The sequence below is a fragment of the Streptomyces sp. NPDC050121 genome (genome assembly GCF_044460385.1).
GTDB classification, from domain to species: domain Bacteria; phylum Actinomycetota; class Actinomycetes; order Streptomycetales; family Streptomycetaceae; genus Streptomyces; species Streptomyces soliscabiei.
This window is the reverse complement of the sequence record NZ_JBITJV010000008.1, coordinates 82,384-96,002: the sequence shown is the minus strand read 5'-3', so window position 1 is coordinate 96,002 and position 13,619 is coordinate 82,384. Positions and strand designations below refer to the sequence as shown.

Genomic DNA, 13,619 nt, shown 5'->3' with positions numbered 1-13,619 from the left:
AAGACATACGGGGAACGTCACACGGGGAGTGGCACATGGTGCAGAACCAGGAGCTGGACTGGTTGTTGGACGACTTGACCGAGCGCGTCGACCACGTGCGGCACGCGCTCGTCCTGTCCAACGACGGTCTGGTGGCGGGCGCGAGCACAGGACTGCGCCGGGAGGACGCGGAGCACCTCGCCGCGGTCTCGTCCGGACTGCACAGCCTGGCCAAGGGATCAGGACGCCATTTCAGCGCGGGCCGAGTCCGCCAGACGATGATCGAGTTCGACGACGCGGTGCTGTTCGTCACCGCCGCGGGAACCGGCAGTTGCCTGTGCGTGCTCAGCGGGGCGGAGGCCGACATGGGGCAGATCGCCTACGAGATGACCCTGCTCGTCAACCGGGTCGGCGAACACCTCACGGTGGACGCCCGACAGCCCGAGCGTGCCCCGCTGACAGATCTCTGACCTGTGCTTTTCCTCTCCTTCATGGAGTTATCCACAGGGTCGCCACGAGATTGGCGATTCCGGCTACGGTTTTTCCCGAGGCCACCGCGGACAGCGCGGGCCTGCTGCACTCCACTTCACTCCACGGGGGAGACCGACCATGTCCGGCAACACCGTCACGCAACCACACTCCGTTTCCTGCACGCCGAGTCGGGCGGCGCGGGAACTGAACCTGAAGCGAAGTGAGTTCGACCTCGCCGTGCATCTCGGACGCGTCAGGACCCTGCCCGACGACGGAGGAGGGGGCCGCCGGGTGGCCCGCACGGAGATCGACCGCCTGTGCTCGGAACCCGGCTTCCCCGAAACGCTGCGCGAGAGCGTGCTGGCCGTAGGCACCGGCGACGCCGCGGCCATCCTGGACGTGCCTCCCGCCCGGTTCACCCGTCTCGCGCGGGTGGGACTGGTGGTGCCCGTCAGGTTCTATCTCAACCGCTACCGAGCCGTCGTCTGGCTGTATCTCGCCGAAGAACTACGGCAGTTCGCCACCGACAAGACCAACTCGTTCCTGCTCACCGGTCGGACACCCGAGACGTTGCGCAGCCGGTTGGCCGAAAGCGTTGACGTGCGGGCCCGGAACTGGCGGGGACGCCACCTGGGCTTCCTGCTCCGACAGGCCGACGGCCCCTGGCAGCACGCCGGAGTTCTGGCCGGGTTCCTCGACCCCCTCCAGGTCGCGGAGATCGTCAGGGACCCCTACGAACGCTCCCACCTGAACAGGTTCCGGCCCGGACCGCCGGCCCACGCCACCCCAGGTACACCGGGTGCCCAACTCGTCGAGAAGATCATGACGGCGGACGACCCCGATGAGGTCGACTGGCTGAGGTCCGACCTGGAACGCACCCTGGCCGAGGCCCGTGCCGACCAGCCCGCGCCGCGCCCCTCGCCGAAGCCGTCCAGGCCGACGCCTGTTGCGCCGGAGCCGATCGCGTTCCGCCGGTCCACACGAGGTCTGCTGAGCCGGTTGCGCCGCCGAACCGCGTGACATACGGGGACGTGACGTACGGGGACGGGAGCTACAGCGCCCGGAAGAGCCCCTCCTGGACCACGGACACCAACAGGCACCCTTCCCGGTCGTAGATGCGCCCGCGAGCCAGCCCTCGTCCGCCGGTGGCGATCGGCGATTCCTGGTCGTACAGGAACCACTCGTCCGCGCGGAACGGCCGATGGAACCACATCGCGTGGTCCAACGACGCCATGTCGAAGTTCCGCGGACCCCACAGGGGCTCGACCGGGAGGCGCACGGCGTCCAGGAGGGTCATGTCGCTGGCGTAGGTGAGCGCGCAGGTGTGGACGAGCGGATCGTCGCCGAGCGGCCCGACCGCCCGCATCCACACCGCGCTGCGCGGCTCGGCTTCCTTGACGTCCTCGTCGCTCCAGCGCAGCCGGTCCGCGTACCGGATGTCGAAGGGCTGACGGCGCGCCATGCGCTCCAACTGTTCGGGCATCGCGCCCAGATGCTCCCGGATCTCTTCCGCGACCGTCGGCAGGGACTCCGGGTCCGGGACCTCGCGGGCCGGCGGCAACTGGTGCTCGAAGGGCCCTTCCTCAGGCTTGTGAAAGGAGGCGGTGAGATTGAAGATCGTGCGCCCCTGCTGCACGGCGGTGACCCGGCGAGTGGTGAAGGACCGCCCGTCCCGCACCCGTTCGACCTGGTACACGATGGGCACACCGGGCCGACCCGGGCGCAGGAAGTACGCGTGCAACGAGTGCACCGGCCGGTCGCCGTCGGTGGTCCGCCCGGCTGCGACCAGCGCCTGGCCCGCGACCTGGCCGCCGAAGACCCGCTGCAGGGACTCCAGCGGGCTGCGGCCGCGGAAGATGTTGACCTCGATCTGCTCCAGGTCGAGCAGATCGACGAGCCTCTCGGCCGGATTCGTCATCGGTGCGATTCTCCTGTTGCTTCTGCCGTTCCTTGATCTCTCTGCGCTTCGGCCCCTGCTGCGCCGCTCACAACTGACCGACGGAGGTGACGCGGACGACCGCACGGCCCTCGGCGTCCGAGGCCGTCAGGTCGACCTCCGCACTGATGCCCCAGTCGTGATCGTCGTTCGGGTCGTCGAAGATCTGGCGGACACGCCACAGGGCGTTCTGCGGCTCCTCCTGGATGACAAGCAGTTTCGGACCCCGGGCATCCGGACCGGTGCCGAGGTCGTCGTACTCGTCCCAGTACTTGTCCATCGCCTCGCCCCACGCGTCGGCGTCCCAGCCGGACTCGCCGTCCATCTCGCCCAGCTCGTCGACGTGATCGAGAGCGGCGAGCTCGACGCGGCGGAACATCGCGTTGCGGACCAGTACCCGGAAGGCGCGGGCGTTGGCGGTGACCGGCTTGACCTCGTCCGCCTTCTCCTGAGCCTCCTCGGCGGTCATCTCCTCCGGGTTGGCGAGCTGCTCCCACTCGTCGAGCAGGCTCGAGTCGACCTGGCGCACCATCTCGCCCAGCCACTCGACCAGATCCTGCAGATCCTCGGACTTGAGGTCATCGGGGACGGTGTGGTCGAGGGCCTTGTAGGCGCTGGCCAGGTAGCGCAGCACGATGCCCTCGGTGCGGGCCAGCTCGTAGTGGGACACCAACTCGGTGAAGGACATCGCCCGCTCGTACATGTCACGGATGACGGACTTCGGCGACAACGGGTGGTCGCCGACCCACGGGTGGCTCTTGCGGTAGGTGTTGTACGCGTGGAAGAGGAGTTCCTCCAGGGGCTTCGGGTACGAGATGTCCTGGAGGCGTTCCATGCGCTCCTCGTACTCGACGCCGTCCGCCTTCATCGCGGCCACCGCCTCGCCGCGCGCCTTGTTCTGCTGAGCGGCGAGGATCTGACGCGGATCGTCCAACGTGGACTCCACGACGGAGACCATGTCCAGAGCGTAGGAAGGCGACTCCGGGTCGAGCAGCTCGAACGCGGCCAGCGCGAAGGTGGACAGCGGCTGGTTCAGCGCGAAGTCCTGCTGGAGGTCCACGGTGAGGCGGACGACGCGGCCGGTGGCGTCGGGTTCGTCGAGCTTCTCGACGATCCCGCCGTCCAGCAGCGAACGGTAGATCGCGATCGCGCGCCGGATGTGCCGCAACTGCTGCTTGCGCGGCTCGTGGTTGTCCTCCAGCAGATGCCGCATCGCCTCGAAGGCGTTGCCCGGCCGGGCGATCACCGACAGCAGCATCGTGTGCGTGACCCGGAAACGGGAGGTCAGCGGCTCCGGGTCCGACTCGATGAGCTTGTCGAACGTGTTCTCCGTCCAGCCCACGAAGCCTTCCGGCGCTTTCTTGCGCACCACCTTGCGGCGCTTCTTCGGGTCGTCGCCGGCCTTGGAAAGGGCCTTCTCGTTCTCGATGACATGCTCGGGCGCCTGGGCCACCACGTAGCCCGCCGTGTCGAAGCCGGCCCGCCCGGCCCGGCCCGCGATCTGATGGAACTCGCGGGCCCGCAGGGTACGCACCCGGTTGCCGTCGTACTTGGTCAGCGCCGTGAACAGCACGGTGCGGATGGGCACGTTGACGCCCACACCCAGCGTGTCCGTACCGCAGATCACCTTCAGCAGACCGGCCTGGGCGAGCTTCTCCACCAAGCGCCGGTACTTGGGCAACATGCCGGCGTGGTGGACGCCGATGCCGTGCCGCACGTAGCGCGAGAGGTTGCTGCCGAACTTCGTGGTGAAGCGGAAGTTGCCGATCAGGCTGGCGATCTGCTCCTTCTCCTCGCGCGAGCACATGTTGATGCTCATCAGCGCCTGCGCCCGCTCCACCGCCTGCGCCTGGGTGAAGTGCACGATGTAGACGGGCGCCTGCCTCGTCGCCAGCAGATCGGTGAGCGTCTCCGTCATCGGCGTGTACTGGTACTCGTAGGACAGCGGAACAGGCCGTGTCGCCGAGCGGACCACCGCTGTGGGGCGGCCGGTGCGCCGGCTGAGGTCCTTCTCGAAGAACGACACATCGCCGAGCGTGGCCGACATGAGGACGAACTGCGCCTGTGGCAGCTCCAGGATGGGGATCTGCCACGCCCAGCCGCGGTCTCCCTCCGCGTAGAAGTGGAACTCGTCCATGACGACCTGGCCGACGTCCGCGTCCTTGCCGTCGCGCAGCGCGATCGACGCGAGCACCTCGGCGGTGCAGCAGATGACAGGGGCGTCGGAGTTCACGGACGCGTCGCCGGTCAGCATGCCGACGTTCTCCGTGCCGAAGATCTTGCACAGTTCGAAGAACTTCTCCGACACCAGCGCCTTGATCGGGGCCGTGTAGAAGGTGACCTCGTCACGGGCGAGGGCCGCGAAGTGCGCGGCCGCCGCGATCATGCTCTTGCCGGATCCGGTGGGCGTCGACACGATCACGTTCGCCCCGGAGACCACCTCGATCAGCGCCTCCTCCTGATGGGGGTAGAGCGTCAGACCGCGCTCCTGCGCCCAGGACTCGAAGGCTTCGTACAGGGCGTCGGGATCTGCGGTCGGTGGCAGCTGATCGATGAGGGTCACGACCCCATCTTGCCTGCCCTCGCCCTTGATGGGGGAATCGGCTGCCGGCCCGAAGATCACGGCCGCTACGCTGTGTCGCCGACGGAGCGTCATCGCACCCGGTCAACTGGACAGCGGCACACGAGGAATAGGGCGGGCAACGGCCATGATGGGACCAGCACACTCACTGTCGGGCGCCGCCGCCTGGCTCGGCGTCGGTGCGGCCGCCGCCGCGGCCGGGCACACGATGCCCTGGCCGGTCCTGCTCGCGGGTGCGCTGATCTGCGCCGGCGCCGCGCTCGCCCCGGACCTCGATCACAAGGCCGCCACCATCTCCCGTGCCTTCGGTCCCGTCTCGCGCTGGCTGTGCGAGATCGTCGACAAGCTCTCCTACGCGGTCTACAAGGCCACGCGGAAGCAGGGCGACCCGCGCCGCTCCGGGGGGCATCGCACGCTCACGCACACCTGGCTGTGGGCGGTCATGATCGGCGCCGGTGCTGCGGCGCTGGCGATCACCGGTGGCCGCTGGGCGGTGCTGGCGATCCTCTTCGTGCACATGGTGCTGGCTATCGAGGGCCTGTTGTGGCGGGCGGCCCGGGGATCCAGCAGCGATGTGCTGGTGTGGCTGCTCGCCGCGACCAGTGCGTGGATCCTCGCCGGTGTGCTGGACAAGCCCGGCAACGGCTCGGACTGGTTGTTCACGGACCCGGGCCAGGAGTACCTGTGGCTGGGGCTGCCGATCGTGCTGGGCGCCCTGGTGCACGACATCGGGGACGCGCTGACCGTCTCCGGCTGCCCGGTCCTGTGGCCCATCCCGATCGGGCGCAAGCGCTGGTACCCGATCGGTCCGCCCAAGGCGATGCGGTTCCGCGCGGGCAGCTGGGTCGAGCTGAAGGTGCTGATGCCCGTGTTCATGCTGCTCGGAGGAGTGGGCGGGGCTGCCGCCCTCAACTACATCTGACGCGCGACGCGACGGGTGTGCTGAGCCGGTGCGCCGAGGGCCGTGACGGTGGTGGCGGCGGGGTCAGCGCCGGTTCAGGTCATTGCCCCGCCGTCGCCGTAACGCCGCTCGAATTTGGCGACGCGGCCCTCCGTGTCCACGGTGCGTGCCTTGCCGGTGTAGAAGGGGTGGCTCTCCGAGGAGATCTCCACGTCCACGACCGGGTAGGTCTCGCCGTCGTCCCATTCGATGGTCTGGCCGCTGGTCGCGGTGGACCGGGTCAGGAAGGCGTAACCGGCCGTGCGGTCGCGGAAGACGACCGGGTGGTAGTCGGGCTGCTTGTCCTGCTGCATGCGTACTCCTCGTGCGGTGGCGGTGGCAGTGGCGGTGTCGGTCACGGTCGTGGGCGGGCGACGGCCGGGCCGGCAGCGGGCGGGTCAACCGGACAGGGCGTCCTCGTCGACGATGTGCATCGCGGCCTCCTCAGCGGAGGCGGCCGCGCCGTCGATGCCCACGTCCGTGGCGATCAGTGCGCTCTCCTCGTCCTCGTGGACGCCCTCGTCCGGTGCCACCAGCCGGCCGGATCGGGCGGCGCCGACCTCGTTGTCGAGGAGTTCCCCGTCGGTGCCGTCGCAGTCCCCGAGGCCGTCACCGTCGGGCACATCGAGGTCCGGGAGCTCCTCAGCGAGCCGCTGGTCCAGTGTCTCCCCCTGATGGCGTTCCGCGGCGGTCACCCCGGTGTGCTCCACGGCCCAGGGGCGGTCCGGAGGGGACCAGCCGCGGTCGAGGGGGTCTCCGACGCCGTCGTTGTCCAGCGTGTCCTCCACGTCGAGCAGCCCCGCGTCCTCCTGGATGTCGGACGCGTCGGGCTGGTAGACGTCGTCTCCCCATCCGTCGGCGCTGTTCACGGGTACCTCCATGGGGTGACAGGCCCGTACTCTCCGCGGTCGGCGATGGGATACCGCCGGACGGAGCACCGGCCGGGGGAGGCGCGTTCCGGACGGATTCCGGGTGCCTCCCGCGCGGGTGCCGCTATCCAGCGTTCCACCCCGCTTCGGGACCGCGCAACGCCAAAGGTCACACGGCCGTCGGACGGGGTCGCCTCGGCCGGGGTGCCGGGCTCGCGCAGGGGAGGCGTCCACGGTCTCCCGGGCGTCGCCGGCACGCGTGTCTGCTCCGCTCCCGGCCCGTACACCACTACTTACGGCGGCTCTGCCGAGAACGCCGGCACCAGCACTGGCACCGGCTGTGGCACGGGTTGCGGCTGGGGGCGCCGTACAGGTCGGCCCCTTCCCTCCTCACCCGTGCCACGACCGCCACAGTGCTGCGTACGCTCCGTCCGCCTCGACCAGCTCGGCATGGCTGCCCAGCTCGCTGATGCGGCCGTTCTCGACGACGGCGATGACGTCGGCGTCGTGGGCGGTGTGCAGACGGTGGGCGATGGCGACGACGGTGCGCCCATCCAGGACGCGGGCGAGGGACCGCTCCAGATGGCGGGCGGCACGCGGGTCGAGAAGCGAGGTCGCCTCGTCCAGGACCAGCGTGTGCGGGTCGGCCAGCACCAGACGGGCCAGCGCGATCTGCTGGGCCTGGGCCGGAGTGAGCGCGACACCGCCGGAGCCGACCTCGGCGTCGAGGCCGTCGTCCAGCGCCCGCGCCCAGCCGTCCGCGTCGACCGCGCCCAGAGCGGCCCACAGCTCGGCGTCCTCGGCTCCCGTCCGGGCGAGCCGGAGGTTGTCGCGCAGGGAGCCCACGAAGACGTGGTGCTCCTGGTTGACGAGTGCCACGTGGGAGCGGACCCGTTCGGCGGTCATCCGCGACAGTTCGGCGCCGCCGAGGGTGATCCGGCCGTCGCGCGGCGCGTAGATCCCGGCGAGCAGCCGTCCCAGCGTGGACTTGCCCGCGCCCGAGGGGCCGACCAGGGCGAGCCGGGTCCCGGGGGAGACCTCCAGGGACACCTTGCGCAGGACGTCGACGCCCTCGCGGTAGCCGAAGTGGACCCGGTCGGCGAGTACGTCGCGGCCGTCGGGCGCCAGCCCGGAGTCCCCGCCGTCCGGCTCGATGTCGCGCACCCCGACGAGGCGGGCCAGCGACACCTGGGCCACCTGCAGCTCGTCGTACCAGCGCAGGATGAGGTTCACCGGGTCGACGAGCATCTGCGCCAGCAGTGCGCCCGTCGTCAGCTGGCCGACCCCGATCCAGCCCTGCAGGACGAACACGCCGCCGAGCATGAGGACCGAGCCGAGCACCGTGACGTGTACGAGGTTGATCACCGGGAACAGTACCGACCGCAGCCACAGCGTGTAGCGCTCCCAGGCGGTCCACTGCTGGATGCGCTGCTCCGACATCGCGATGCGGCGGTCGCCCAGGCGGTGGGCCTCGACGGTGCGGCCCGCGTCCACGGTCTCGGCGAGGGCGGCCGCCACGGCGGCGTAGCCTGCCGCCTCCGAGCGGTAGCCGGCCGGCGCCCGCTTGAAGTACCAGCGGCACCCGACGACCAGCAGAGGCACCGCGACCAGTACGGCAGGCGCCAGCGGCGGCGCCGTGACCACGAGCCCGCCGAGCAGCAGCAGGGCCCACATCACGCCGATCGTCAGCTGGGGCACGGCCTCCCGCATCGCGTTGGCCAGCCGGTCGATGTCCGTCGTGATGCGGGACAGCAGGTCGCCCGTTCCGGCCCGCTCCAGCACGCCCGGCGGCAGCCGCACCGACCGTACGAGGAAGTCCTCGCGCAGGTCGGCCAGCATCCGCTCGCCGAGCATCGCGCCGCGCAGCCGCACCTGCCGTACGAAGGCGGCCTGGACGACCAGGGCGATCACGAACAGCGAGGCGGTGAGCCCGAGATGGAGCTCCCGCGCCCGGTCCGAGAGCCGCTCCACGAGATCGCCGAGCAGCCAAGGACCCACCATCGAAGCGACCGTGGCGACCGTGTTGACGAGGAGGAGGAGCAGGAAGGCGCGGCGGTGCCGGCGCAGGAGTTCGGCCACATAGGCGCGTACGGTCGCGGGGGCGCCGACGGGCAGGGTGTTCGCCGTCGTCGGTGCCGCCGGGTCGTACGCGGGCGGCGCCACGCCGATCATGCGGTCTCCTCGATCTCTTCGCGTTCGATTTCTGCGAGTTCGTTGTCGTCCATGTCCTTCAATGCGCCGTTCAGGGCGGCCTCCTCGTCGGTCTCCCTGGTCACCACGGCCCGGTACCGGGGCTCGGTGCGCAACAGTTCGCGGTGCACGCCGACCGCGACGGCCTCGCTCTCGTGCACGAGCACGACCCGGTCGGCGCGGTCCAGCAGCAGGGGCGACGAGGTGAACACGACCGTCGTACGCCCCGCACGCAGTGCGCGCAGTCCTTCGGCGATCCGTGCCTCGGTGTGCGAGTCGACGGCCGACGTGGGCTCGTCCAGGACGAGGACCTCGGGGTCCGTGTACAGGGAGCGGGCCAGCGCGAGCCGTTGCCGCTGGCCGCCGGAGAGGGACCGGCCGCGTTCGGTGATGCGCGCGTCCAGCGGATCGTCGGCGTCCAACGAGCCCTGGACGAGCGCATCGAGGACGTCGCCGCACTGGGCGGCGGCCAGTGCCGCACCCGTGTTGACCGCACCGGAGGCGGGCACGTCGAGCAGGTCGCGCAGGGAACCGGACAGCAGCACCGGGTCCTTGTCCTGGACGAGGACCGCCGTGCGCGCGCAGTCCAGCGGCAGCTCGTCGAGGGGGACGCCGCCCAGCAGCACCGACGGGCCGTCCTCCGGCGGGTGTCCGCCCAGCCGTTCGGCCAGTTGTCCTGCCGTGTCCGGGTCGCCGCACACCACGGCGGTGAGCCGGGCGGCCGGAGCGAGCAGGCCGGTGGCGGGGTCGTACAGGTCGCCAGAGGGAACGTCGGCCGCGCGCGACCCGCCGATGTCGGTGGCCCGTTCCAGGGACAGCACGCGTGCGGCCCGTTTGGCCGAGGGGCGCGAGAAGGAGTAGGCCATCGCGATCTCCTCGAAGTGCCTGAGGGGATAGGCCAGGACCATGACGGAGCTGTAGACCGTGACCAGTTCGCCGACGGTGATGCGGCCCTCGCGGGCCAGGTGGACGCCGTAGCAGACGACCGCGATCAGCAGCAGGCCGGGCAGCAGCACCTGGATGGCGCTGATCAGGGACCACATGCGGGCGCTGCGCACGGCCGCGTGCCGGACCTCCTGAGAGGCGCTGCGGTAGCGGTCGAGGAACAGTTCCTCGCCGCCGATCCCGCGCAGCACCCGCAGGCCGGCCACGGTGTCCGAGGCGAGTTCGGTGGCGCGTCCTGCCTTCTCGCGCTGGAAGTCGGCGCGGCGCGTCGCCCGGGGCAGCAGGGGCAGCACCGCGAGCGCGAGGACGGGCAGGCCGACGGCGACGACGACGCCGAGGGCCGGTTCGTAGACGACCAGGCCGACGCAGACCAGCAGGACGGTGAGGGCCGCGGCGGTGAAGCGAGAGACGGCCTCCACGAACCAGCCGATCTTCTCGACGTCGCCCGTGGAGACGGCCACCACCTCGCCGGCCGCGACCCGCCGGGTCAGCGCGGAGCCGAGCTGCGAGGCCTTGCGGGCCAGTAGTTGCTGGACCCGGGCGGCGGCGGTGATCCAGTTGGTGACGGCGGCACGGTGCAGGAAGGTGTCCCCGAGCGCGGTGGCGGCACCGCACAGCAGCATCAGCCCGCCGGTGAGGGCGAGCCGGGTACCGGAGCGGTCCACGACGGCCTCGATGGCGAGCCCGACGCAGAACGGCTGTGCGGAGACGGCGACGAAGTGCAGCAGCCCCCAGGCCAGGGACTTCAGCTGGCCACCCAGCTGATTGCGGCCGAGCCACCACAGGAAGCGGGGGCCCGAGCGTGCGTCCGGCACACCAGGGTCGAGGTACGGAAGGTCTTGGATCTGCATGACGTCCCAGTGGCTCGAGTCAGGGGAGGGGGAATAGTCGGGGCGGGGGAGGGAGTGGGGGGTGGGGGAAGGAGGCGGAAGGGCAGGGGACGGATCGGCGGAAGGTCCGCGGGGAGCGGCAACAAGCGGCAACAAACCGTGCAAGGTTCGCGTCGCAGTGTGGTGAAAATCAACCTGTTTTCCGCTGCGGCGGCAGGATCCGGCAGCCGCCCGACACGGCCCGGAAGCCCGGAACCTGCCGTAAATGACCGGAAAGTGATGCGAGCATGGCCCGGTGCGACATGGTGAGGTGCGGCGCGTCGGAGCCGCGACGGTGACCTGTGGTCTTCTGCTCGTGGTCCTGGCCGCGTGCGGCGGCTCGGGTGGAGAACACGGGCGTGACAGCATGCCGCGAGCGGGTGCCCAGGGCAGCGGCACCCCGCCGAGCGTGGCCCCGGCGACCGGCGTCCCGGGCGTCGGGGAGCGGCTGCAACGGCAGATCCCCGCTGCGTCGCGCCAGGTGGTGGCGGTGTACGGCGACGGCAAGGACGCCGCGACCGCCACCGTCGTGTTCTATGCCAGACGTGGCACGGTCTGGGAGCGCGTCCGCACCTGGCCCGCGCACAACGGCAAGAGGGGCTGGACCGCCGAGCACTACCTGGGCGACGACCGCAGTCCCGTCGGCGTGTTCACACTCAGTGCCGCGGCCGGCGTCCTGGACGATCCCGGGACCCGGCTGCCGTATACGCAGTCCGAGGACTACGCGGTGCCCCGCTGGTGGGACGAGGCGCACTGGCACGACTTCGACTACGTCATCGCCATCGACTACAACCGTGTCAAAGGCACGCCTCCCGACGACGCGGAGCAGCCCCTGGGCGAGGAGCGAGGGGGCGGGATCTGGCTGCACCTGGACCACGGCGACGGCACATCGGCCTGCGTCAGCCTGCCCAGGGCGGCGATGGAGTACCTGCTGCGCACGCTCGACCCGGATCGGCATCCCGTGGTGGTCATGGGGGACAGGGCCGCGCTGAGGAGCTAGCACATCCGGCGGACGCGTCATTGCGGGGAGGGGCGACTCGCCGTAGAACACCGGCCATGAGAAGTCGGATCATCATGTCCATGCTCACCGCAGCGATCCTCCTGGCGGGCACCGTCCTCGGGGGCGGCACGGCGGGGGCCGCCGCATCCACGTCCGCGGCGGTCGAGGTCCCCGCCGAATTCGGCACCGACTGGCACGACCCGCTCACCGCCGCCCCGCCCGTGACCAGGCCCGACGCCAAGTCCTGTCAGATCACCCTCGCCGAGGCGCAGTTCCGGGACTTCACGCCGTACCGGGGCACGTACACCCCGCCGGACGGCTGCGGTGACCGCTGGAGCAAGGTCGTGCTGCGGCTCGACGGCAAGGTCAAGGGGCGGCAGTTCGACCGGCTCGGCTATCTGCACATCGGCGGGGTGGAGGTCTTGCGTACGTCGACGCCGGAGCCGTCGCCCGACGGGATCGAGTGGTCCGTCGAGAAGGACGTCACCCGCTACAGCGCCACGTTCCGCTCGGCCCAGGACGTCGAGATGCTCATCGGCAACGTCGTCGACGACACCTACACGGGTGTCATCGACGTCAAGGCGACCCTCACCTTCTACGGCCTCATTTCCTCCAAGGGGAAACCGGCCGTCGTCCCCGACCGAGTCCTCACCCTGGCCGAGGGCCCCGGCGGTGCGACCCTCACCACGCCGCGCAACAGCGAACGCGTCGTCGCCGAGGTGTACGCCACCGGTTCGGGTGGCGGGTGCGAGGAGTACTGGTACCTGACCGTGCCCGCGGCGGCGCCCTACTCCTGCCATGCGGACGACGGCCCCTACCGGGAGGTGCAGGTCAGGGTCGACGGACAACTGGCGGGAATCGCCACGCCCTTCCCGACCGTCTGGACCGGTGGCTGGTCCAACCCCTTTCTCTGGTACGTGATCCCGGGCCCCCGCGCCTTCGACATCAAGCCGATCGAATACGACCTGACCCCCTTCGCCGGGGTTCTCGACGACGGCCGCCCGCACCGTGTCGAGGTGTCCGTGGTCGGGGTGCCCGAGGGGCAGAGCGGCTGGAGCACACCCGTCAACGTGCTCGTCTGGCAGGACCCGGGCAAGGCCGTCGTCGGCGGGAAGCTCGTCACGCACGATGCGGGGGAGCTCACCGACTCCAGCGTCCACACGCCCGGCACGGAGCACCGGCTCGACACCGAGGGCCGGCACCGGCTGACCGTCGCCGGATACCTCGACACCTCGCACGGACGCGTGCGCACCACCGTCACCCGCACCCTCGCGAACACCTCCGTGCACCGCTGGACCGACGGCGAGAACGTGGACGGCCTCGACGCCACCTGGACGGACGACGAGTCGGTCACCGTCGACGGCCGCGGCCCGACCCGGGCGACACGCACCCACCGGACGTACACGATGAACGGCACCACCACTCTCGGCGTGGACGACCGGCTGCGCACCGTGCTGACCCTCGGCGACCGGGCCGACGCCATGACGACGCGAAACGGCCGACGCGCGTGGTGGTCGCGGCTCGACGACACCTACACGGGTGACGCGACCTTCACCGTCAATGTGCCCCGCGACCAGCGGCACGCCGTCGCCAGGACGAGCGAGCGCTACCGGCTGTACGGCTCGGAGGGCTGCTACGACCGTCGGCTGACCACCCTTCAGGGGGTGCTGACCGAGGACCGCGGAGGCTGCTGAGACGCAGTGCGTGCGATCCGGCACTCGTGGCGGGATTTACACGGCTGAAACGCAGCGGTCTTGCGCGCGATCAACGTCACCTTCAAAGTGATCGCCACGGAAGCCGCTTTCCGTATCGCAGAAGTCGCCGTCCCCGGCTTCTGTG

At 70.5% G+C, this 13,619-nt stretch carries 11 protein-coding genes; 5 read left to right on the top strand and 6 right to left on the bottom strand.

Annotated elements, in window-relative coordinates; translation table 11 throughout:
• Nucleotides 1–35 precede the first annotated feature (35 nt).
• Nucleotides 36–449: a roadblock/LC7 domain-containing protein gene (locus ACIBTS_RS14600; protein ID WP_319673059.1), complete on the top strand. Its 414-nt coding sequence runs from the start codon at nucleotides 36–38 to the stop codon at nucleotides 447–449.
• Between the two features lie 139 nt (nucleotides 450–588).
• Nucleotides 589–1,470, top strand: coding sequence for a DUF6397 family protein (locus ACIBTS_RS14595; protein ID WP_399319420.1), 882 nt, complete (start codon nucleotides 589–591; stop codon nucleotides 1,468–1,470).
• A 31-nt stretch (nucleotides 1,471–1,501) separates the two neighbouring features.
• On the opposite strand, the gene ACIBTS_RS14590 is transcribed toward ACIBTS_RS14595, so the two are convergent.
• Nucleotides 1,502–2,368 (bottom strand): acyl-CoA thioesterase, encoded by an 867-nt coding sequence (locus tag ACIBTS_RS14590; protein ID WP_399319419.1) that lies wholly within the window; start codon nucleotides 2,366–2,368, stop codon nucleotides 1,502–1,504.
• Between the two features lie 67 nt (nucleotides 2,369–2,435).
• On the bottom strand, nucleotides 2,436–4,949 hold the full coding sequence (locus ACIBTS_RS14585; RefSeq protein WP_399319417.1) for a DEAD/DEAH box helicase: 2,514 nt from the start codon (nucleotides 4,947–4,949) through the stop codon (nucleotides 2,436–2,438).
• A gap of 145 nt (nucleotides 4,950–5,094) precedes the next feature.
• On the opposite strand from ACIBTS_RS14585, the gene ACIBTS_RS14580 reads away from it, so the two are divergent.
• Nucleotides 5,095–5,889: a metal-dependent hydrolase gene (locus tag ACIBTS_RS14580; protein ID WP_399319415.1), complete on the top strand. Its 795-nt coding sequence runs from the start codon at nucleotides 5,095–5,097 to the stop codon at nucleotides 5,887–5,889.
• A 74-nt stretch (nucleotides 5,890–5,963) separates the two neighbouring features.
• Here the strand turns inward: ACIBTS_RS14580 and ACIBTS_RS14575 are convergent, their stop codons facing one another.
• The 4 genes from ACIBTS_RS14575 to ACIBTS_RS14560 form a co-directional block, all read right to left on the bottom strand.
• Nucleotides 5,964–6,221, bottom strand: a complete 258-nt coding sequence (locus ACIBTS_RS14575; protein WP_079664098.1) for a type B 50S ribosomal protein L31 — start codon at nucleotides 6,219–6,221, stop codon at nucleotides 5,964–5,966.
• An 84-nt stretch (nucleotides 6,222–6,305) separates the two neighbouring features.
• The gene (locus ACIBTS_RS14570) at nucleotides 6,306–6,776 is read right to left on the bottom strand and encodes a DUF5709 domain-containing protein (RefSeq protein WP_319673054.1); all 471 of its coding nucleotides are present in this window, start codon (nucleotides 6,774–6,776) and stop codon (nucleotides 6,306–6,308) included.
• 390 nt (nucleotides 6,777–7,166) lie between these two features.
• Nucleotides 7,167–8,948 carry an ABC transporter ATP-binding protein gene (locus ACIBTS_RS14565; protein WP_399319413.1) on the bottom strand — a complete coding sequence of 594 codons (1,782 nt, stop codon included), beginning with the start codon at nucleotides 8,946–8,948 and terminating at the stop codon, nucleotides 7,167–7,169.
• The gene (locus tag ACIBTS_RS14560; RefSeq protein ID WP_399319411.1) at nucleotides 8,945–10,762 is read right to left on the bottom strand and encodes an ABC transporter transmembrane domain-containing protein; all 1,818 of its coding nucleotides are present in this window, start codon (nucleotides 10,760–10,762) and stop codon (nucleotides 8,945–8,947) included. Before ACIBTS_RS14560 ends, ACIBTS_RS14565 begins: the two co-directional genes overlap by 4 nt.
• Nucleotides 10,763–11,036: 274 nt before the next feature.
• Here ACIBTS_RS14560 and ACIBTS_RS14555 point away from each other — a divergent pair, with 274 nt between their 5' ends.
• Together ACIBTS_RS14555 and ACIBTS_RS14550 are read left to right on the top strand one after the other, a co-directional pair.
• The gene (locus ACIBTS_RS14555) at nucleotides 11,037–11,780 is read left to right on the top strand and encodes a L,D-transpeptidase family protein (protein WP_399319410.1); all 744 of its coding nucleotides are present in this window, start codon (nucleotides 11,037–11,039) and stop codon (nucleotides 11,778–11,780) included.
• Nucleotides 11,781–11,836: 56 nt separating this feature from the next.
• Nucleotides 11,837–13,474, top strand: a complete 1,638-nt coding sequence (locus ACIBTS_RS14550) for a peptide-N4-asparagine amidase (protein WP_399319409.1) — start codon at nucleotides 11,837–11,839, stop codon at nucleotides 13,472–13,474.
• Nucleotides 13,475–13,619 lie beyond the last annotated feature (145 nt).

Coding starts and splice junctions, on each gene's coding strand:
- ACIBTS_RS14550 (WP_399319409.1), top strand. CDS start 11,837: ATGAGAAGTCGGATCATCATGTCCATGCTCACCGCAGCGATCCTCCTG.
- ACIBTS_RS14595 (WP_399319420.1), top strand. CDS start 589: ATGTCCGGCAACACCGTCACGCAACCACACTCCGTTTCCTGCACGCCG.
- ACIBTS_RS14580 (WP_399319415.1), top strand. CDS start 5,095: ATGATGGGACCAGCACACTCACTGTCGGGCGCCGCCGCCTGGCTCGGC.
- ACIBTS_RS14575 (WP_079664098.1), bottom strand. CDS start 6,221: ATGCAGCAGGACAAGCAGCCCGACTACCACCCGGTCGTCTTCCGCGAC.
- ACIBTS_RS14600 (WP_319673059.1), top strand. CDS start 36: ATGGTGCAGAACCAGGAGCTGGACTGGTTGTTGGACGACTTGACCGAG.
- ACIBTS_RS14565 (WP_399319413.1), bottom strand. CDS start 8,948: ATGATCGGCGTGGCGCCGCCCGCGTACGACCCGGCGGCACCGACGACG.
- ACIBTS_RS14560 (WP_399319411.1), bottom strand. CDS start 10,762: ATGCAGATCCAAGACCTTCCGTACCTCGACCCTGGTGTGCCGGACGCA.
- ACIBTS_RS14590 (WP_399319419.1), bottom strand. CDS start 2,368: ATGACGAATCCGGCCGAGAGGCTCGTCGATCTGCTCGACCTGGAGCAG.